This window comes from Mesorhizobium sp. IMUNJ 23232 (assembly GCF_044326205.1).
In the GTDB taxonomy this organism is placed as follows: Bacteria; Pseudomonadota; Alphaproteobacteria; order Rhizobiales; family Rhizobiaceae; genus Kumtagia.
Genome location: NZ_JBIRCY010000072.1, coordinates 1 through 18611, shown reverse-complemented (window position 1 = coordinate 18611; position 18611 = coordinate 1). Strand labels below are relative to the sequence as shown.

Annotated in this window: 17 protein-coding genes; 6 read left to right on the top strand and 11 right to left on the bottom strand. The window is 64.0% G+C overall.

Annotation, left to right across the window (positions count from 1 at the left end; all coding sequences use genetic code 11):
* Positions 1–5 precede the first annotated feature (5 nt).
* Positions 6–896: a DUF2182 domain-containing protein gene (locus ACH196_RS32690; RefSeq protein WP_396651024.1), complete on the top strand. Its 891-nt coding sequence runs from the start codon at positions 6–8 to the stop codon at positions 894–896.
* Between the two features lie 214 nt (positions 897–1110).
* Here ACH196_RS32690 and ACH196_RS32685 read toward each other — a convergent pair whose 3' ends face one another.
* Positions 1111–2190 (bottom strand): AraC family transcriptional regulator ligand-binding domain-containing protein, encoded by a 1080-nt coding sequence (locus ACH196_RS32685; RefSeq protein ID WP_396651023.1) that lies wholly within the window; start codon positions 2188–2190, stop codon positions 1111–1113.
* Between the two features lie 158 nt (positions 2191–2348).
* Here ACH196_RS32685 and ACH196_RS32680 point away from each other — a divergent pair, with 158 nt between their 5' ends.
* Entirely contained in the window at positions 2349–3773 is a 1425-nt protein-coding gene (locus tag ACH196_RS32680) for a DUF1254 domain-containing protein (protein WP_396651022.1), read from the top strand.
* 153 nt (positions 3774–3926) lie between these two features.
* On the opposite strand, the gene era is transcribed toward ACH196_RS32680, so the two are convergent.
* From era to rpoZ, 7 genes are all read right to left on the bottom strand, one after another.
* The gene (gene era, locus ACH196_RS32675; RefSeq protein ID WP_396651021.1) at positions 3927–4838 is read right to left on the bottom strand and encodes a GTPase Era; all 912 of its coding nucleotides are present in this window, start codon (positions 4836–4838) and stop codon (positions 3927–3929) included.
* Positions 4835–5542, bottom strand: a complete 708-nt coding sequence (gene rnc, locus ACH196_RS32670) for a ribonuclease III (protein ID WP_396651020.1) — start codon at positions 5540–5542, stop codon at positions 4835–4837. The genes era and rnc overlap by 4 nt, the downstream gene beginning before the upstream one ends.
* A 4-nt stretch (positions 5543–5546) precedes the next feature.
* Positions 5547–6302 (bottom strand): signal peptidase I, encoded by a 756-nt coding sequence (gene lepB / locus ACH196_RS32665; protein ID WP_396651019.1) that lies wholly within the window; start codon positions 6300–6302, stop codon positions 5547–5549.
* A gap of 81 nt (positions 6303–6383) precedes the next feature.
* On the bottom strand, positions 6384–6794 hold the full coding sequence (acpS, locus tag ACH196_RS32660; protein ID WP_396651018.1) for a holo-ACP synthase: 411 nt from the start codon (positions 6792–6794) through the stop codon (positions 6384–6386).
* A 3-nt stretch (positions 6795–6797) separates the two neighbouring features.
* Complete coding sequence (pyrE, locus tag ACH196_RS32655; protein ID WP_396651017.1) at positions 6798–7376, bottom strand: orotate phosphoribosyltransferase; 579 nt, start codon at positions 7374–7376, stop codon at positions 6798–6800.
* Between the two features lie 18 nt (positions 7377–7394).
* Positions 7395–9626, bottom strand: a complete 2232-nt coding sequence (locus tag ACH196_RS32650) for a RelA/SpoT family protein (RefSeq protein WP_396651016.1) — start codon at positions 9624–9626, stop codon at positions 7395–7397.
* Between the two features lie 111 nt (positions 9627–9737).
* A complete protein-coding gene (gene rpoZ / locus ACH196_RS32645; RefSeq protein WP_396651015.1) occupies positions 9738–10139 on the bottom strand; it encodes a DNA-directed RNA polymerase subunit omega in 402 nt (133 codons plus the stop codon).
* 295 nt (positions 10140–10434) lie between these two features.
* On the opposite strand from rpoZ, the gene ACH196_RS32640 reads away from it, so the two are divergent.
* Both ACH196_RS32640 and ACH196_RS32635 read left to right on the top strand, forming a co-directional pair.
* Positions 10435–11013 carry an NYN domain-containing protein gene (locus tag ACH196_RS32640; RefSeq protein WP_396651014.1) on the top strand — a complete coding sequence of 193 codons (579 nt, stop codon included), beginning with the start codon at positions 10435–10437 and terminating at the stop codon, positions 11011–11013.
* An 11-nt stretch (positions 11014–11024) separates the two neighbouring features.
* Positions 11025–11675 (top strand): uracil-DNA glycosylase, encoded by a 651-nt coding sequence (locus ACH196_RS32635; RefSeq protein WP_396651013.1) that lies wholly within the window; start codon positions 11025–11027, stop codon positions 11673–11675.
* 75 nt (positions 11676–11750) lie between these two features.
* Here ACH196_RS32635 and ACH196_RS32630 read toward each other — a convergent pair whose 3' ends face one another.
* The 3 genes from ACH196_RS32630 to dapA all read right to left on the bottom strand — a co-directional run bounded on the left by ACH196_RS32630 (position 11751) and on the right by dapA (position 15121).
* Complete coding sequence (locus ACH196_RS32630; protein ID WP_396651012.1) at positions 11751–12947, bottom strand: DUF2778 domain-containing protein; 1197 nt, start codon at positions 12945–12947, stop codon at positions 11751–11753.
* Positions 12948–13734: 787 nt separating this feature from the next.
* Positions 13735–14214, bottom strand: coding sequence for an SsrA-binding protein SmpB (gene smpB / locus ACH196_RS32625; protein WP_396651011.1), 480 nt, complete (start codon positions 14212–14214; stop codon positions 13735–13737).
* A 25-nt stretch (positions 14215–14239) separates the two neighbouring features.
* The gene (gene dapA, locus ACH196_RS32620; protein WP_396651010.1) at positions 14240–15121 is read right to left on the bottom strand and encodes a 4-hydroxy-tetrahydrodipicolinate synthase; all 882 of its coding nucleotides are present in this window, start codon (positions 15119–15121) and stop codon (positions 14240–14242) included.
* A gap of 230 nt (positions 15122–15351) precedes the next feature.
* Between dapA and ACH196_RS32615 the strand changes: the two genes are divergently transcribed.
* Both ACH196_RS32615 and ACH196_RS32610 read left to right on the top strand, forming a co-directional pair.
* On the top strand, positions 15352–17382 hold the full coding sequence (locus ACH196_RS32615) for a lytic transglycosylase domain-containing protein (RefSeq protein ID WP_396651009.1): 2031 nt from the start codon (positions 15352–15354) through the stop codon (positions 17380–17382).
* Between the two features lie 104 nt (positions 17383–17486).
* The gene (locus tag ACH196_RS32610) at positions 17487–18383 is read left to right on the top strand and encodes an alpha/beta fold hydrolase (RefSeq protein ID WP_396651008.1); all 897 of its coding nucleotides are present in this window, start codon (positions 17487–17489) and stop codon (positions 18381–18383) included.
* The last annotated feature ends 228 nt before the right edge of the window (positions 18384–18611 follow it).

Sequence of the window (18611 nt, the reverse complement as noted above, 5' to 3'; positions counted from 1 at the left end):
GCTGCATGGACGGCCCCCTCGAACGCCTGCTCAGACGCGACCGTCTCGTCACGGTCGCGGGGCTGGCGGTGCTGTGCGTGCTGGCATGGCTCTATATCGTCACAGGCGCCGGGCTCGGCATGAATGCGTGGGAGATGACGAAGCTCGCGCTGTTCCCCCACCAGCAGGCCGCAGGCACCGATATGCCGGGGATGGACATGTCCGGCATGGAAATGTCCGGGATGGATATGCCTGGCATGGACATGGGCGCGATGGCGACGGAGGCGCAGGCCTGGGGACCCACGATCTGGACGCTGATGATCGCCATGTGGTGGATCATGATGATCGCCATGATGTCGCCGAGCGCCGCGCCGACCGTCCTGCTCTATGCGCGCGTGCATCGCCATGCGCTTACCGAGCGTCAGAGCCAGGACGGCCTCGCCCCGACCGGCGTATTCGTGGCAGGCTACCTTCTGGTCTGGCTGGGGTTCTCCGTCGCGGCGGCCGTTCTGTACTGGGTGCTGGAACGCGGCGAAATCGTCTCGGCGACGACGATGGGTTCGGGGAGCCGCTGGCTTTCGGCAATCGTGCTTATCACTGCGGGCCTCTATCAGCTCTCGCCACTCAAGAACGCCTGCCTGTCGCATTGCCGGGCGCCGGCGGCGTTCCTTTCCCGCCACTGGCGTCCGCACGCGCTCGGCGCGCTGCGTCTGGGCGCCCTGCACGGAGCCTTTTGCGTCGGATGCTGCTGGATGCTGATGGCGCTGCTGTTCGTCGGCGGCGTGATGAACTTGGCGTGGATTGCCGCGCTGGCCGTTCTGGTGCTGGTTGAAAAGCTGTTTTCCGCCGGCCAGTGGGTCGGCCGCGCGGCCGGCATCGCGCTGATCATATGGGGCGGCGCGACGCTGCTGGTATGACAGAAAGATCGACGTCTCGCCGTGGCGACGGATGCCGAGGATTGCGCCTTCGTCGCGCCATTTCATGCGGTGGAGACTTTCACTGAGAGAGCGGCGAGATCAAGGGATGCCGAGGTGGCTCCAACCGCATTGCAGAGCCGGCATTGCCCCTGAACCGACGTCCACGCTCCGTGGCCGAATGACGGCTTCGCCCACCCGCGCGCGGATGTCAGGTCTAGCTCCCGAGGGAGATCAGTTGACGAAACTCCTTGGGGCCGAGCCCCGTAGCCTTGCGGAGCGCTCGGGCGAAGTGGGCCGGCGCCGAATAGCCCAACAAACCTGAGATTTGGGTCACCGATGCATCGGAGTGGCGCAACAGTTCGAGCGCCCTTTGGCTTCGCACGAGGTTCGCCAATGTCCTGAAGTCCGTACCCTCGCGATTGAGCTCGCGCTGGAGCGTTCGGACGCTTGTGTCGAGAGATCGCGCGGCGCTTTCGATCGATACCTTGCCCGCAAGCACCTGGGACCAGATCTGTTCGGCAAGAACGTCGCTGAGACCGGTCAGTTTCCGACAGTCCACACGCGCCCGAGCGAGATCGTCGACCGTGATGAAGGCGGGTTCGTCACGCAGATGTCGACCGGCTTTGAGCCACGCGGCGTCGAGACAGACCGTCACGGTCGGCTTCTCGAAAAGAACCGGGCAGCCGAATACGTCGTCGAAGAGGCCGGACCGGCGCGGCTTCGGAAGGTCGAGCTCGACGCATCGCAGCGGCGGACGGGCGGGAAGGAAGGACCGGCAGAGGTTCACCACGACACCGGCCGCGCCGCAGGCGACCTGCGCATAACCGCCAAGTCCTTTTGCGGCGCTGGTGTAGCTCAGGCGCGCCTGCCCACCAATGACGCTCAGCGATAGGGAGTCGCCCCTGCTGTGAAAACCGATCGTGGCAGCGGCCCGCTGGATTGCATCGCCCAGGGTGGATGCGCCGAGGACATACTCGCCCCAGCAGCCATAGCTCGCGATCGTCAAATGGGGCGCCAGCATCAGCCCAAAATATTCTTCGCCCGTCAGTCTGGCGACGGAGTCGACGAAGGCGCTCATCGTAAGATGCGGGATGAAGCAGTCCTGATCTTCGATCGCCTCGATGTCGAGCATCGCCGCCCGATTGGCTTGCCTGAGCAGCTTGTCGCCAAAGGCAGCGCGGACGAAACCGGGGACGCCCGCAAGAGCGGTCACCGAAATGACGGGCACCGAATCGAACCTGGAACTGGTCGGGAGCTTGCGGAGCGTTGGCGCAAAATGGTTCGTCTGGAACATCGGGCGTCATGTACACTGCTTCATGCCGCAAGGTAAGGTTGCGCTTCGATCGCAAGCTTGTCTTGCCGGCTTAACGCGGTCCACTAAGGATTTCCTGTCGGATTTGTTTCCACGCAGATCTTGAACGACGATCCGAACAGAATGGAGAGGGTAAACGTATGACATCAAAATATCTGGCCAGTTTCATGCTCATGACCGGGCTGGCGACGGCCGTCGGTTCCGGCACTGCAAACGCGCTGACCGTCGATGAAGCAAGGTCGATCGCGACGGATGCCTACGTCTACGGCTATTCGCTGATCACCACCGAGGTGACGCGGGTGCAGATGACCAGCGTCGACAAGGTGGAGGGTCTGCGCGGGCCGATGGGGCATTTCATTAACGTCGAGCGCTATCCGCCGGCCGACTATCGCGGCGTGTCCGCGCCGAACGCCGATACGCTCTATTCGGCGGCATGGCTCGACCTCGGCGACGAGCCCTGGGTCCTGTCCTATCCGGACATGGGCGAGCGCTACTTCCTCTTTCCGATGTACAGTCTCTGGATGCCGGTCATCCATTCCGGCGGCAGCCGCACCACTGGCGAGAAGGCGCACAAATTCCTGCTCACCGGCCCGGGCTGGAGCGGCGAGGTCCCGGAAGGGATGACGCGAGTCGAGGTGCCGACCCGCTACATGCTAACGCTGGCCCGCACCTACGCCGACGGCACCGAGGCCGACTATGAGGCGGTGAACGCGCTGCAAGCGCAGTACGACATCCGCCCGCTGTCGGCAGAGGGCAAGGCTGACTACACCTATGTCGCGCCACCGTTCAATCCTGATCCCGGTTTTTCGCTGACGGACAAGCCGCAGGAGGTGATCCTCGGCTTCGGAACCGAAGGCTATTTCGACCGCCTGGCCGAGTTGATGTGCAAGACCGCGCCGCCGGCCGCCGAGGATGCGCCTATGCTGGCGGAAATGGCGAAGATCGGCATCGAGCCATGCAAGGACTTCGACCTCGCCGCGCTCGGCCCCGACGCTGCGGCGGCGCTCGAAACACTGCCGCAGGACGCGCTGAAGAAGATCGGCGACAACCAGCCCTCGCTTGGCGTGGAACTGAACGGCTGGACCGTCACCAAGGGGGTCGGCGCGTACGGGACGGACTACATGAAGCGGGCGGTCGTTGCGGCCTTTGGCTGGCCGGCGAACCTGCAGCAGGACGCTGTCTATCCCTATACGCTGAAGGACGCGGACGGCCAGCCGCTCTCGGGCGAGCACAAGTACACGCTGACCTTCGCCAAGGGCCAGGAGCCACCGGTCAGCGGTTTCTGGTCGATCACCATGTATGAGATCGACCAGGGCTGGTGGTTCGTGCCGAACAAGCTGAACAAGTTCACGGTCAGCCCGCGCAACCATCTGGTGCCGAACGACGACGGCTCGGTGACGCTCTACTTCCAGAACGAGTCGCCTGGCGCGGACAAGGAAGCAAACTGGCTGCCCGCGCCGAAGGGCTCATTCATCCCGATGCTGCGTATGTACTGGCCGAAGGAGACCAACCCGTCGATCCTCGACGGAAGCTGGACGCCACCGTCGGTGAAAAAGGTCCAGTAGGACAAAACAGTGATATGAGCAGCGTTCGGTCTGTCTTGCGGGCCGAACACAAGCGTGCGTGTCTAAACAGATGTCCGGCAAAGGCGGGAGCCGACACCTGCCAAGCGGACCGTTAATCTCGGTAGGGTGGCGCATATCTGCGGCACCCTATCCCTATCTCGGAAACTCCAGCCCCATCTCGCGAAAGCGTTCCGGATCGTCGCTCCAGTTCTCGCGCACCTTTACGAACAGGAACAGGTGGACCGGCTGTTCGAGGATCTCGGACAGGTCCTTTCGCGAGGCTTGGCCGATGGCGCGGATGGTCTCGCCCTTGGCGCCGAGCACGATCTTTTTCTGGCTCTCGCGCTCGATATAGATGGTCTGCTCGATGCGCACCGAGCCGTCCTTCTTCTCCTCCCATTTTTCGGTTTCGACATGGGACGAGTAGGGAAGCTCCTGGTGGAGGCGCAGGAACAGTTTTTCGCGCGTGATCTCGGCGGCGAGCTGGCGCATCGGCAGGTCGGAAAGCTGGTCCTCGGGATAATACCAGGGGCCGGACGGCAGCGAGGCGGCGAGATAGTCGAGAATGTCGTCGCAGCCGGTTCCGGTCAGCGCCGAGACCATGAAGGTGCGCTGGAACTCGGCGCGTTCGTTGGCTTCCTTGGCCATGGTCAGCAGCGCCTCGGGCTTCACCCGGTCGACCTTGTTGAGGATCAGGATCTTCGGCTGCCGCACATTTTTGAGATTGTCCAAGATCGTCTCGGCGTCGCCGCGAATGCCGCGCTCGGCGTCGATCAGCAGCATGACGACGTCGGCGTCCTTGGCGCCACCCCAGGCGGTGGTCACCATCGCCTCGTCGAGCCGGCGGCGCGGCTTGAAGATGCCGGGGGTGTCGACGAAGACGATCTGCGCCTGCCCGTGCGTGGCGATACCGCGCACGATGGCGCGCGTCGTCTGCACTTTGTGGGTGACTATCGAGACTTTCGCGCCGACCAGCCGGTTGACCAGGGTGGACTTGCCGGCGTTCGGCGCGCCGATCAGCGCGACAAAGCCGGAGTGGGTCTCGGTGGATGGGATGTCGGTCATGAAGCCGCCCTTTCGCCTGACCACACGCCTTCGCGCAGCAGGAATTCCGTTGCCGCCGCCTCTTCAGCGGCGCGGCGGGACGGTCCGCTGGCGCGCGACGGCGCGAAGCCGGAGACATTCACCGCGACGGTGAACACCGGCTGATGGTCCGGTCCTTCACGTCTCTCTATGACGTATTCGGGCCGCGCGCCATTCGCCTGCGCCACCCATTCCTGCAATTCGGATTTTGGATTGCGCGGTTTGTCGATGACGCTCCGTGAGCGCGGCTCCCAGTAACGCATGATGAAGGCACGCGCCGGCTCCATGCCGCCGTCGAGATAGATGGCCGCAATCAGCGCCTCGACTGCGTCGGACAGATAGTTGCCGCCCTTGCCCGCCTTCACCGCCGCATCCGCCCGGATCAACTGATCGAGGCCGAGTTCGAGCCCGATCGCGCCGCAGGTGCGGGCATCGACCAGCGCGTTGAAGCGCGGCGCCAGGTCGCCTTCGCGGGCATCGGGAAACAGGCGGAACAGCATCTCCGCCACGACCAGGCCGAGCACGCGGTCGCCGAGGAATTCGAGGCGCTCGTTGTTGGTCTTGGCCTTGACCGCGCTGGAGTGGGTCAACGCCGTCTGCAGCAGCGCGATGTCGCGAAAACTGTAGCCAGTGCGATCCCGCAGTGCGATTGCCAGGGCATCTCCCTTCGGCCGTTTCAGCCCCATCGCCCTATCTGACGAAGTTGAACAGGCGGGTCGGCCGCATCTCGGTCGGCCATTTCCAGATCTCCAGCGGGCTGGCGCCGCCGGCGATCGAGAAGAAGATGACGTTGGCGCGGCCGACGAGGTTTTCATCGGGAACAAAGCCGAAGACGCGGCTGTCGGAGGAGTTGTCGCGGTTGTCGCCCATCATGAAATAATGGTCGGGCGGCACGATGAACTCGCGGGTGTTGTCGCTAATGCCGTTAGGTGTCAGGTCGAGCGTTTCGTAGGACACACCGTTGGGCAGCGTCTCTCGATAAACATCAATCGGTCGCGGATCGTTGAACTCCCCGGTAATGTCGGGGTTTTCTATCTGTCCCGTCTTCACGCGCGGCACGCCCTCGCCGTTGATGAAGAGCTGGCCGTCACGCATCTGGATGCGGTCGCCAGGCAGGCCGATGACCCGCTTGATGTAGTCGAGCGCCGGATTGGGCGGGAACTTGAACACCGCCACGTCACCGCGCTCCGGAGCACTGCCGAAGATGCGGCCGGAAAACAGGTTCGGCGAGAACGGCAGCGAATAGCGCGAATAGCCGTAGGCCCATTTGGTCACGAACAGATAGTCGCCTTCGAGCAGCGTCGGACGCATCGAGCCGGACGGGATCGAGAACGGCTGGAACAGGAGGGTGCGGATGATGAGGGCGAGAATCAGCGCCTGGATGATGACGTTGACGGTCTCGCCAAGCCCCCCGGATTTCTTCACAGTCTTCTCGGCCACGCTCATGTCGTCCTCGGTCGTCGTCGTTCCGGTATAAGGGCTAGCGCCAAGCGGAGCAACGCCGCGCGGCCGCCTTCAATGCCATAATCATGGCTGTTGTTCGGCGGGTAGTGCCTCGATGATCACAAATGCCTGAGCGAGCGGATGATCGTCGGTGATCGTCAGGTGAATCTCGGCGCGATGGCCCGCAGGCAGCATGGATTTCAGGCGTTTGGCCGCGCCGCCGGTGAGCTGCATGGTCGGCCTGCCGCCCGGCAGATTGACCACCCCCATGTCGCGCCAGAACACGCCCCGCGCCATGCCAGTGCCGAGCGCCTTGGAGCAGGCCTCCTTGGCGGCGAAGCGTTTCGCGTAGGTCGCGGCGCGCTCGCGCCTGCTTTCCGCCTTGGCCTGCTCCAGGTCGGTGAAGATGCGCTTGACGAAACGCTCGCCGTAACGGTCGAGCGAGCTCTCGATGCGGCGGATGTCGATCAGGTCGCTGCCGATGCCGATGATCATGGGTCAGATATTCCGGCTGCCGGGCTTGACCGCCGGGATCGCCGCGAGTTCGGGCGGCAGATTGTCCACGGGATAGGCCGGCACCTCGTATTCGGCGAGCGCCACCAGCGGCACGCCGACGTCGGTCTTGCCGGCGGAACGGTCGATGATGCAGGCGGCGGCCAGGACCTCGGCCCCGATTTCACGCAGGCAGGCGATCGTCTCGCGGATCGACAGGCCCGTGGTGACGATGTCCTCGACAATGACGACGCGCGCGCCCTTCTCGATCTCGAAGCGGCGCAGGCGGAACACGCCCTGCTCGCGCTCGACCCAGATCGCTGGCACGCCGAGATGGCGCGAGGTCTCGTAGGCCGGGATCAGCCCGCCGACCGCAGGCCCGACGACGTAGTCGATGCGGCCTGGCACGGTTTCGCGGATTTTCGTGGCCAGCGCCTTGCACAAGCGCTCGGTCTTGTCGGCATGCATGAAAACGCGAGCCTTTTGCAGGAAGACAGGGCTGCGCAGGCCGGAGGTGAGGATGAAGTGCCCTTCCAGCACCGCCCCTGCCTCGCGGAAGATTGACAAGACTTCGTCCGTGTTCATTCGTGCTCCAGACAACGATCAGCCATTGACCCGCTTCGCCTCGCTGACGGCGGGTGATTCCTTCAGTTGCGACAGCAGCCGATTGAGGTGCTTCAGGTCCCAGACTTCCAGGTCGATCTGCATCTCTGTGAAATCCGGCGCAGTGCGCACCATGGACAGCGAATGGATGTTGGCGTCGTTGACGGCGACGATCTGGGCGATCTCGGCCAGCGAGCCCGGCGCGTTGATCGCGGTCACGGAAATGCGGGCCGGGAAGCGCTCGCGGTTGCTCTCGTCGATGTCCCAGCGCACGTCGATCCAGCGCTCCGGCTGGTCGTCGAAATCGGTCAGGGCCGGCGACTGGATCGGATAGATGGTGATGCCGACGCCCGGCTGCATGATGCCGACGATGCGGTCGCCGGGCACGGCGCCATCAGGCGCGAAGCGCACAGGCAGGTCGCCGCGCACGCCACGGATCGGCACCGCGTCGCCGTCCTTCTGTTCCTTGCGGTCCTTGCGCGCGGCGCGGCCCGGTATCTGGAACAGCATGCCGGCGGCGTTGCGGATCTTGGACCAACCCTCCTCGCGGCGGGTCGGCAGCGGCGTGGTGATGCGCTCTTCCTTGTAGTCGGGGTGGACGGCGCGCAACACGTCGCCGGAGGCCAGTTCGCCACGGCCGACGGCGGTCAGCACGTCTTCGACGTCCTTGCGGGCGAGGCGCGCGAGCACCGGCTTCAGGCTTTCCTTGGTGTATTCCTTGCCGGCTCGGGAGAAGACGCGCTCCAGGATGCGCAGGCCCAGCCCCGAATATTGCTTGCGGATGGCGTTCTTGGTGGCGCGGCGGATCGCCGCCCGCGCCTTGCCGGTGACGACGATCGATTCCCAGGCGGCGGGCGGCACCTGGCCCTTGGAGCGGATGATCTCGACCTCGTCGCCGTTCTTCAATTCGGTCATCAGCGGCATGATGCGGCCGTTGATCTTGACGCCGACGCAGGAGTCTCCGACCTCGGTGTGGACAGCGTAGGCGAAATCAATCGGCGTAGCGCCGCGCGGCAACGCGATCAGCATGCCCTTCGGCGTGAAGCAAAAAACCTGGTCCTGGAAAAGCTCGAGCTTGGTGTTTTCCAGGAATTCCTCTGGATTGTCGCCCTCGGCAAGCTGCTCGATGGTGCGGCGCAGCCAGGCATAGGCGTTCGTCTCCTTGGAGATCGAATGCGCCGCCCCGTTCAGCTTCGTCCGACCGTCCTTGTAGAGCGCATGCGCCGCCACGCCATAATCGGCGACGGTGTTCATCTCGAAAGTGCGGATCTGCAGTTCGACGCGCTGGCGCGACGGGCCGACTATGGTCGTGTGGATCGAGCGATAGTCGTTCTGCTTCGGCGTCGAGATGTAGTCTTTGAAGCGACCGGGAACCATCGACCAGGTCGTGTGGATGGCGCCCAGCGCACGGTAGCAGTCTTCGACGGTGTCGACGACCACCCTGAAACCGAACAGGTCCGAAAGCTGCTCCAGCGACAGCGCCTTCGATTCCATCTTGCGGAACACCGACCAGGGCTTCTTCTGCCGGCTCTTGACCTTGGCCTTGATCGATCGCTTCTCGAAGAGCGCCGACAGTTGCCCCTCGATCTCTGCGACCACGCCCCGGTTGCGCTCGAATATGTCGGTCAGCCGCGCCGTGACCATGCGGTGGGCTTCGGGATTGATGTAGCGGAAAGCGAGTTCCTCAAGCTCCTCGCGCATGCCCTGCATGCCCATGCGGCCGGCCAGCGGCGCATAGATGTCCATCGTCTCCTCGGCGATGCGCAGGCGCTTGCCTTCCGGCACGTGGTCGAGCGTGCGCATGTTGTGCAGCCGGTCGGCGAGCTTGACCAGCAGGACGCGGACATCCTCCGAGATCGCCAGCAGCAGTTTTCGCAGGTTTTCCGCCTGTTCGGCCTTCTTGGAGACGAGATCGAGCTTCTTCAGCTTGGTCAGGCCCTCGACCAGCTTGCCGATATCGGGACCGAAGAGCTGGTCGATTTCCTGGCGGGTGGCGGACGTGTCCTCGATCGTGTCGTGCAGCAGCGCCACCGCCACCGTCGACTCGTCGAGATGCATGTCGGTCAGGATCGCCGCAACTTCCAGCGGGTGCGAGAAATACGGGTCGCCGGACGCCCGTTTCTGGTGGCCATGCTTCTGCATGGCATAGACATAGGCCTTGTTGAGCAGGGTCTCGTTCACGTCAGGCTTGTAGCGCTGGACGCGCTCGACAAGCTCATATTGACGCATCATGGCTCAAATGTCCGCACCCACCAAAAAACATGCGCCGCGTCGGAGACACGGCGCATTCGATAGATAACCATGATCCGCGGGTCACGAAAGGCCCGCAGCATAAGCCAAGTCCTAGTAATCGTCGCTTTTTTCCGGAGCGACGAGGCCTTCGATGCCGGCCAGCAGTTCTTCTTCCGACATGCGATCGAAGGCGATGTTGCTGTCGTCGTCCTGCTCGACGATCTCGCCGGCCGCGGCGACCGTCTGGTCGGCAATCTCGGCTCCGTCGCTCTCGGGCTCGTCGACCTCGACATGCTTCTGCAGCGAGTGGATCAGGTCTTCCTTGAGGTCGCCCGGCGAGAGCGTCTCGTCGGCGATCTCGCGCAGCGCGATAACCGGGTTCTTGTCGTTGTCGCGTGGCACGGTGATCGACGCACCCTGGCTGATCTGGCGGGCGCGGTGGCCGGCAAGCAGAACGAGCTCGAAGCGGTTGTCGACCTTGTCGATGCAGTCTTCAACGGTTACGCGGGCCATGAACTGCCCCTTTCATACCTGGATGTGATGGAAAGCCGGCGCGGTGCATAACCCGAAAGACGGCAGAAAACAAGCTTGGTGACAAGCCCGTGGTCGTACGATACCCACCGAATCCATCGTAGCCGGTCGGATGTGGCATCAAGGCCTATTACATTTTCGTGACCGACCTTGGAAAGCCGCCGGCAAGGCGGTATCTCATAGGTATAGACGATGCGCAGCGGATTTTCTCCGCGAGCCTGAATCCGCCGCAAGATTGTTGCACCGCCCGATTGTTTTGACCAAGGACATTCCAGTTATGTTCGACCCTCGCGAAAAAATCGCATTGTTCATCGATGGCGCAAACCTGTACGCGACCTCCCGGTCGCTCGGCTTCGATATCGATTACCGCAAGCTTCTCTCCTCGTTCCAGAAACGCGGCTACCTGCTGCGTGCCTATTATTATACGGCCCTGGTCGAGGACCAGGAATACTCTTCGATCCGCCCTCTGATCGACTGGCTCGACTACAATGGCTACAAGGTGGTGACCAAGCCGGCCAAGGAGTTCACAGACTCGACCGGACGCCGCAAGATCAAGGGCAACATGGATATCGAGCTCACCATCGATGCCATGGAACTCGCCGATTATGTCGACCACTACGTGATCTTCTCCGGCGACGGCGATTTCCGCACGCTGGTCGAGGCGCTGCAGCGGCGCGGCCGCAAGGTCAGCATCGTGTCGACAATGGCCTCGCAGCCGCCGATGATCTCGGACGATCTGCGCCGCCAGGCCGACCACTTCATCGACCTGATGACGCTGAAGGGAGAAGTCGGGCGCGATCCCTCCGAACGGCCTGTTCGGCGCACCGAGCCGGCGGCCGCCGAGGACGAATACTGACGGGATCGGCGGTGAACGCCGAGCCGTCGCGCGACTGCCCGCTCTGTCCGCGCCTGCATGACTTCATCACCGAATGGCGGGTGCGCGAGCCCGATTGGTTCAACGCGCCTGTCCCGACGTTCCTGCCGCCGGAGGGCGAGGACTCGGTTCGACTGCTGATCGTCGGGCTGGCGCCTGGGCTGCGCGGGGCGAACCGCACCGGCCGGCCGTTCACCGGCGACTATGCAGGCGATCTTCTCTATCGCACGCTGATCCGTTTCGGCCTGGCGCTTGGCATCTACCAGGCGCGCCCGGACGACGGGCTGGAACTGGCCAGCACGGCTATCGTCAATGCCGTGCGCTGCGTGCCGCCGGAAAACAAGCCGACGCCGGCGGAGATCACCACCTGCCGCCAATTCCTGTCGCCGGCCTTCTCACGTTTTCCCAATCTGCAAGCCGTGCTGACGCTTGGCGCCATCGCGCACCAGTCGACGGTTCGCGCTTTCGGCGGACGGATCGCCGCCTTTCCGTTCAAGCACGGTGCGGCCGCCGAGATCGGCGGGGTAAAACTGTTCTCCAGCTACCATTGCTCGCGCTACAACACGAATACCGGCGTGCTGACGGAGGAAATGTTCGTCGGCGTGTTTGAACGGATCGCGGAGTATATCCGGGCGTCGGAGTGAGGCCGGCGCCGACCGCCACGCCGGCTCCTCGATCACTCGTCGCCGACCACCTCGATGCTTTAGCGGAAATCCGTCTCAGCTGCGCGCCGAAGCGACCTGAACCGGTCTTTTCGACTTGCCGCCGCCGGGAACCACGACAATGCGCTTGACCTTTCCCTTCTTGAAAGCTGTCAGAAAGCGGTTGTAGTCCTTGAACGCGACGCAGCCGTGTGACTCCGCGCGGCCACCGCGCAGAAGATAAGAATGTGCCAGAATCCCGTCGCGGTTGTGCGCCACCTTCCCGTTGGCGGGCAACATCCGCACCGCCTCTACGCCGTGAAAACGCTTCTCGCGCATGGTGAGGTTGTAGGTGCCGGGCGGCGTCGGCCCCTTCATCTTGACGTGCACGTAGCGCGGATTGTCCGCCATGGCGCCTATGCCCGAATGCGCTTCGAGTTTGGAGCCGTCCGGCATGTAGACCACCTGGGCGCTGATGTCGTAGACGGCCGTGCCGCCGCCGGCCCTGGGCGTTCCCAGGAAATTCTTGAAGATGCCGCCGCCGCGCTCTCTCTCGGGGGCGTCGGGCTTGGCGAAAGCCATTTTGGAGCCGCCAGATTGCGACTTGTTGGTCGGGGGCGTCGGCCGATCGTTCGACGGCTGCCTGTCGTCGGCGCGCTGACTGTCATCCTGGCTTTTGCCAGAGTCCGGGCGCCTGTTGTCATTGGCACGTCTATCGTCGTCGGTGGATTTGTCTTCATTGGGACGCCTGCGTTCGTCCGAACGCCTGCTGTCGTCCTGGCGCTTGCGATCGTCGGTGCGCTTGTCGTCGTCCGAGCGCGGGCGGCGAAGCGGCAGCGGGCTGCTGTCCGGGGTATCTTCGTAACCGGGAAGGGCGGCGCTGTCCTCGCTGCCGTCTTCAAGCGGGCTCCGCATGACGAGGCCGTTGTTTTCCAGCACGCTGGCGTCCGACAACGCGCCACTCGCCGCGAAAGGCGACGGATCGGCATAGGCCAGGAGCACTTCGGAGTTCGGCTGGACCTCACCATCGCCACCGCGGGCAAAACGCTCCAGCACCGGAACGGCCTGGCTGGGCAACCGGGCGAAACGCTCCTCGGCCGCCTTCGGCAGGGAAGCGTCACGCGCTGACGGCGACAGCTTCGCCACCCTGGCCTTGGTGGTTTCCGGCGCCTTTGCGACGAGCCCGGCCCGCGCGAATGCAGCGGCCATTTTTTGCGGCGTCAGCGCCGCGCTGGCGACAACCTGCTCGAAGCGGCCTTCTTCTCGTTCGGCCACGCTGCCGGTAGCTGGCGCAAGCGTCGTTGTGGCGAGGCGTGCGTTTTTCTTGGAAGCGCTAGTGCTTGGAATGAGGGAGGCACGCACTTGGCGAAGCAGGGTTTCCCGCTTGGCCGGATCGAGGGAGGCGACCTCCGTCGGCGCGACAAGCCCCTGCGGCATTAGGTTTGAAGAGGACGCGAAAGACGAGCCTATGGAACTGACGCCGGCCAGCAGCGTTACCGACCATAGGGCCAGTGCTGCACCCGCACATGGAAGTGCAACCCAGCGAACCATTCGATCGGGGGTGAACGTCTTTGAACGCGATCCCCCGGCGCCGCCGACGCGGCCATTCTTACTCACGAACGCCATTACGCACCCGTCTTCCTTGAGCCGGCCCCGCGGCAACCGGCCGCACAGCCTTCATGATCATCAGTCCGAGGAGTGATCCCCCGACGCACCGTCGGCACGCCCCGCCTGTCGCTCATCGACTCAAAAGATGGACAATGATGGTTAACCAATCCCTTTTCCCAAACGCCTTTTCTACGCGGGGCGCATCACAACGATGGCCCACAAACCTCCGACACCTGACAAGAACCCCTTTTCGAATCGATTTGCTGGCCGGTTTTGGCCGGCATGTCAAGCAAACGTGAACGAAAGCAGCCAGCAAAAATCGTCACGCGCCCGCGGCGAAAGCGCACGCGCGCGAAGCGAAATCACCGCGAAAATCGTCAGTGTGGAAAACTTTATAGCCCGAATCAGCAACCGGACTGTGCGCCGCCAGCGCCCGGGACGCCGACGCAAAATGTCAGCCGCGATCCTTGAGCAGCCGGCCCTTTTCGCGTGACCAGTCGCGGGCCTTCTCGGTCTCGCGCTTGTCGTGAAGCTTCTTGCCGCGCGCGACGCCGAGCAGCAGCTTGGCGCGGCCCCTGTCGTTGAAATAGATCTTGAGCGGCACCATGGTCATGCCATCGCGCTCGACGCTCTGGGTCAGCCGCGACATCTGGCGCTTGTTCAAGAGCAGCTTTCGGCGGCGGCGCGGCTCATGGTTGAAGCGGTTGGCCTGAAGATATTCTGGCAGATAGGAATTGATCAGCCAGATCTCGCCGCCTTCGTTGGAGGCGTAGGAATCCTGGATGTTCGCCTGCCCCTGGCGCAGCGACTTCACCTCGGTGCCCGTCAGCACAAGGCCGGCCTCGACCGTGTCGAGTATCTCGTAGGAGAAACGCGCCTTGCGGTTTTCGGCAACGGTCTTGTTGTTGGGATCGGCTTTTCGGACCTGGTTCATGGCGCCATCAGATGATGCACCGGCGTCAGTTAATCAAGCCGGCGTGCTTCATCGCCGCTTCGATCTTCTCGGCGGTGCCTTCTTCGACCGTGGTCAGCGGCGAGCGCACGACATTTTCCACCTTGCCCAGCCGCGACAGCGCGTATTTCGCGCCGGCAAGGCCCGGTTCAAGGAAGATCGCCTTGTGCAGCGGCATCAGGCGGTCCTGCAATTCCAGCGCCTTGTCCTTGTCGTTGGTCAGCGTCGCCTCCTGGAACTCCGAGCACAGGCGGGGCGCGACATTGGATGTGACTGAAATGCAGCCGACGCCGCCATGCGCGTTGAAGCCCAGCGCCGAGGCATCCTCGCCCGAAAGCTGGATGAAATCCTTACCGCAGGTCAGGCGCTGTTCGGAAACACGCTCGACCTTGCCGGTGGCGTCCTTGACGCCGGCGATGTTCTTGAAGTCGTGCGCAAGCCTGCCCATCGTTTCCGGCGTCATGTCGATGACCGAGCGCGGCGGGATGTTGTAGATGATGACCGGCAGTTTGGTCGCCTTGGCAACCGTTGCAAAATGCAGATAGAGCCCGCGCTGCGTCGGCTTGTTGTAGTAGGGCGTGACCACCAGCACGGCATCGGCCCCCGCCTTTTCCGCATACTGGACAAGGCCAACGGCTTCCTCCGTGTTGTTCGATCCCGCCCCGGCGACCACCGGCACGCGGCCCTTCGCCGCCTCGACGCAGGCCTTCACCACCTGGCGGTGCTCGTCATGCGACAGCGTCGGCGATTCTCCAGTCGTGCCGACCGGAACGAGGCCCTTGGTGCCTTCCGCGATCTGCCACTCGACCAGGTCGCGGAACGTTTTCTCGGCCAGCGCCCCGTTCTTGTCGAACGGCGTCACGAGCGCGGTCAACGAACCTCTCAACATCTGGTCATTCTCCCAGCAACCTGCCGGCTGCATTCATGTTTTTCGATTGCGCCGCCTTCTAAAGGAAAGCGGGGCCGCGCACCATAGTCTTGACATGGTGCTGCCGCAAGGATCGCCTCCGGGACAATCCGAACGGTTGTTCCAGCCTTTCGTTTACAGGCCGTTCACCATCAACACCTAGCATGCCAGCACCCGCTCCTCTTTGTACTGGACCAGGACAGGGAAGCCTGATGGGCAGACGCACCCAATGGCATCGCCGGCCGATGTTGCTGGCCGCCCTGGTGGCGGCCGTGCCGGTCATCGCCATCGCCGCCACGCTCGACGGGCAGACCACCGCCGGCATCCCGATCGCCGTTACCGGCAAGGGCGACCGCATCGGCGGGCCGAGTAGCGCGCAGTTGAAGGCCGGTCTGGACGCCCTGTCGTCGGGCGACGTGCTCGCGTCACGGGTCATCCGCGACAGCCTGCCCGCTTCAGCGCTCGACCGCCACATCCTCGCCTGGGCGATCGCGCTGAAGGGCGGCAGGCTCGTGCCCAGCGCCGACATAGCGGCGGCGGCGCAGACGCTGCGCGGCTGGCCCGGCGCGGAAGCTTTTCGCCGCAACAGCGAACGGGCTTTGCTGCGCGAGGAACCCGCGCCGCAGATCGTCATCAAGGCGTTTGGCGGGACACCGCCACAGACGGCGGAAGGCGCCATCATCCTCGCCCGCTCCTATGTGGCGCTCGGAGATGTAGGCGCGGCCCGCGCGATGCTTTCGCCATTCTGGCGAACCGAGAAGCTGGATGCCGACGACGAGGCCGCCATCATCAAGGAATTCGGTGCGATCATTCCCCCCGAAGACCAACGCATCCGCATGGAGCGCATGCTTTATGCCGACCGGATGAATTCGGCCAGGCGCGTCGCCGACCTGGCCGGCGCCAGGCCACTATTCGACGCCTGGGCAGCAGCCGCCAAGGGCGACCGTACGGCCGGCAAGCTGCTCGACGCGGTCCCTACCGCGCAACGCCACGCCGGCTATCTGTTCGCCAAGGCGAAATATCTGCGGCGCACCGAAAAATTCGCCGAGGCGGCGGCGGTCATGCTGAAGGCGCCGAAAGATCGCGCCGACCTGATCGACCCGGATGCGTGGTGGATCGAACGGCGCACGCTGTCGCGCGAACTGGTCGACGCCGGCGACGTGAAGACCGCCTACCGCATCGTCGCCGCACATTCCGCCGAAAGCGCCGTCAACCAGGCCGATGCCGAGTTCCACGCAGGCTGGTATGCGTTCCGTGGCCTGGGCGACGCCAAAGCGGGCGCGGAGCATTTCGCCCACATCGCCGAGATTGCGGACGGTCCGATCTCGCTGTCGCGCGCCTATTATTGGCTGGGACGCGCCGCCGAGGCCGGCGGACCGGGAAGCGCAAAAGCCTATTACCAGCGCGCCGCGACCTACGGCACCAGCTTCTACGGCCAACTCGCCGCCGAGAAGATCGGACGTATGGCGATCAACGTTGCCTCCCCCACGCCGAGCGACAGCGACCGCCGCGATTTCGCGCATCGCGAGGCCGTCCAGGCGATCAAGCGGCTGGAGGGCGCGGGCTATGCCAGCCTAGCCGACACGCTGTACCGCGACCTTGCCGGACAGTTGACCAACCCGGGCGAACTGGCGCTGCTGGCGGCGATGGCGGAGGATCGCGGCAACCACTATCTCGGCCTGAAGGTCGGCAAGATCGCCGCGGCACGCGGCCTCGACATCGGCGCCCTCTCACACCCGGTCGGCGCGATCCCATCCTCGGCCAATATCTCCGGCTCGGGAAAGGCGCTGGCCTATGCCATTGCCCGGCAGGAAAGCGAGTTCAATGTCGGCGCGGTTTCCGGCGCCGGCGCCCGCGGCCTGCTGCAATTGATGCCGAATACGGCGAAGGACGTTGCCAAAAAGGCCGGCCTCGCCTTCTCGTCACAGAAGCTGACGACCGACGCCGGCTACAATGCCACGCTGGGGGCTGCCTTCCTCGGGGAGCAACTCGGAAAATTCAGCGGCTCCTACGTGCTCACCTTCGCCGGCTACAATGCCGGGCCGGGCCGCGCGCGGGATTGGGTGGCACGATACGGCGATCCGCGCGGCAAGGATCTCGACACGGTGGTCGACTGGATCGAGCGCATTCCCTTCGCGGAGACCCGCAGCTACGTGCAGCGCGTGATGGAGAACTATCAGGTCTACAAGATGCGGCTGACCGGATCGTTCGACATCGCCCACGACCTCGTGAACGGCCGCTGACCGCTTCGGATTTCAGCCGCGCACCGGCCTGTTCTCCCAGCCCAGGTTTGACCCGGGTTGTCCCGCCCTGTAGCTAATCCAGCCGACGAGGCTGGAGACATGGCATGGCGGGGACCGACGGTTTCACCGACTTCTTCTATCTTTCAAAGGACGGGCTAAGGCTGCACGCTCGAGTCTATGGCGACGGCGACCACGCAAGGACGCCGGCTGTCTGCCTCCCCGGCCTGACGCGGAATGTCCGGGATTTCCATGAGCTTGCGCTGTTTCTCTCAACTCATCCCGAGACACCGCGCAGGGTTATCGCCTTCGACTATCGCGGGCGCGGCGCCTCGGCCTACGATCCCAACTGGAAGAACTACAACATCGTCACGGAAGCTGAGGACATTCTGGCCGGCATCGATGCGCTCGGCATTTCCGAGGCGGCCTTCATCGGCACGTCGCGCGGCGGGCTGATCATCCACATGCTGGCCGCGATGCGGCTGTCCGTGCTGAAAGCGTCCGTCTTCAACGATATCGGCCCGGTCGTCGAGGCCGTCGGCCTGGCGCATATCCGCTCCTATCTCGAAAACGCCTCTCCCGCCGCGACCTTCGCGCAAGCGGAACAGGCGCAACGCGCCATCCATGGCGCCGACTTCCCCGCGCTTTCGGATCAGGACTGGGCGCGAATGGTGAAAGCCATCTACCGCGACGAGAACGGGCGTCCGGTTGCCGACTACGATCCGGCGCTGGTCAACACGGTGATCGCGCTGGACCTCCGTCAGTCCCTGCCGGCGCTATGGGAGCGGTTCGAGGCGCTGCGGGCTGTCCCCGTCATGGTGATTCGTGGCGAGAACACCCGTCTGCTCTCCACCGGAACTGTCGCGGAGATGGAGCAGCGGCACTCCGGTATGGAAGTGATCACCATCGCCGGCCAGGGACATCCCCCGATGCTGGAAACCGGCGACCTGCCGGAGCGAATCGCACGTTTCCTCGCGAAGCTGGACAAGTCGCCCAGCTTATAGACCTCCCACATCGGCCCTTTTCTGCAGCATCACATTTGCCGGCGGGGTAGAAAACACCGGGCCGCCTTCAATCCAGCGTGGCCATTCGAACCCCCGACAACAAAAACCCGGCGGTTGCCCGCCGGGTTTTCTTTTAAACCTGTGAAGGTCGATCAGAACGTGCGCTGGAAGCGCAGGTTGAAGCCCCAGGAGTCGTCGACCTCGTCGCCGTCGGCGTCGACGATCTGG

Bases quoted from the DNA above. Each gene is read 5' to 3' on its own strand.
- pyrE (WP_396651017.1), bottom strand. From the start codon at position 7,376: ATGAACACGGACGAAGTCTTGTCAATCTTCCGCGAGGCAGGGGCGGTG.
- ACH196_RS32615 (WP_396651009.1), top strand. From the start codon at position 15,352: ATGGGCAGACGCACCCAATGGCATCGCCGGCCGATGTTGCTGGCCGCC.
- ACH196_RS32690 (WP_396651024.1), top strand. From the start codon at position 6: ATGGACGGCCCCCTCGAACGCCTGCTCAGACGCGACCGTCTCGTCACG.
- smpB (WP_396651011.1), bottom strand. From the start codon at position 14,214: ATGAACCAGGTCCGAAAAGCCGATCCCAACAACAAGACCGTTGCCGAA.
- ACH196_RS32640 (WP_396651014.1), top strand. From the start codon at position 10,435: ATGTTCGACCCTCGCGAAAAAATCGCATTGTTCATCGATGGCGCAAAC.
- era (WP_396651021.1), bottom strand. From the start codon at position 4,838: ATGACCGACATCCCATCCACCGAGACCCACTCCGGCTTTGTCGCGCTG.
- ACH196_RS32650 (WP_396651016.1), bottom strand. From the start codon at position 9,626: ATGATGCGTCAATATGAGCTTGTCGAGCGCGTCCAGCGCTACAAGCCT.
- ACH196_RS32610 (WP_396651008.1), top strand. From the start codon at position 17,487: ATGGCGGGGACCGACGGTTTCACCGACTTCTTCTATCTTTCAAAGGAC.
- ACH196_RS32680 (WP_396651022.1), top strand. From the start codon at position 2,349: ATGACATCAAAATATCTGGCCAGTTTCATGCTCATGACCGGGCTGGCG.
- acpS (WP_396651018.1), bottom strand. From the start codon at position 6,794: ATGATCATCGGCATCGGCAGCGACCTGATCGACATCCGCCGCATCGAG.
- lepB (WP_396651019.1), bottom strand. From the start codon at position 6,302: ATGAGCGTGGCCGAGAAGACTGTGAAGAAATCCGGGGGGCTTGGCGAG.
- rnc (WP_396651020.1), bottom strand. From the start codon at position 5,542: ATGGGGCTGAAACGGCCGAAGGGAGATGCCCTGGCAATCGCACTGCGG.
- ACH196_RS32685 (WP_396651023.1), bottom strand. From the start codon at position 2,190: ATGTTCCAGACGAACCATTTTGCGCCAACGCTCCGCAAGCTCCCGACC.
- dapA (WP_396651010.1), bottom strand. From the start codon at position 15,121: ATGTTGAGAGGTTCGTTGACCGCGCTCGTGACGCCGTTCGACAAGAAC.
- rpoZ (WP_396651015.1), bottom strand. From the start codon at position 10,139: ATGGCCCGCGTAACCGTTGAAGACTGCATCGACAAGGTCGACAACCGC.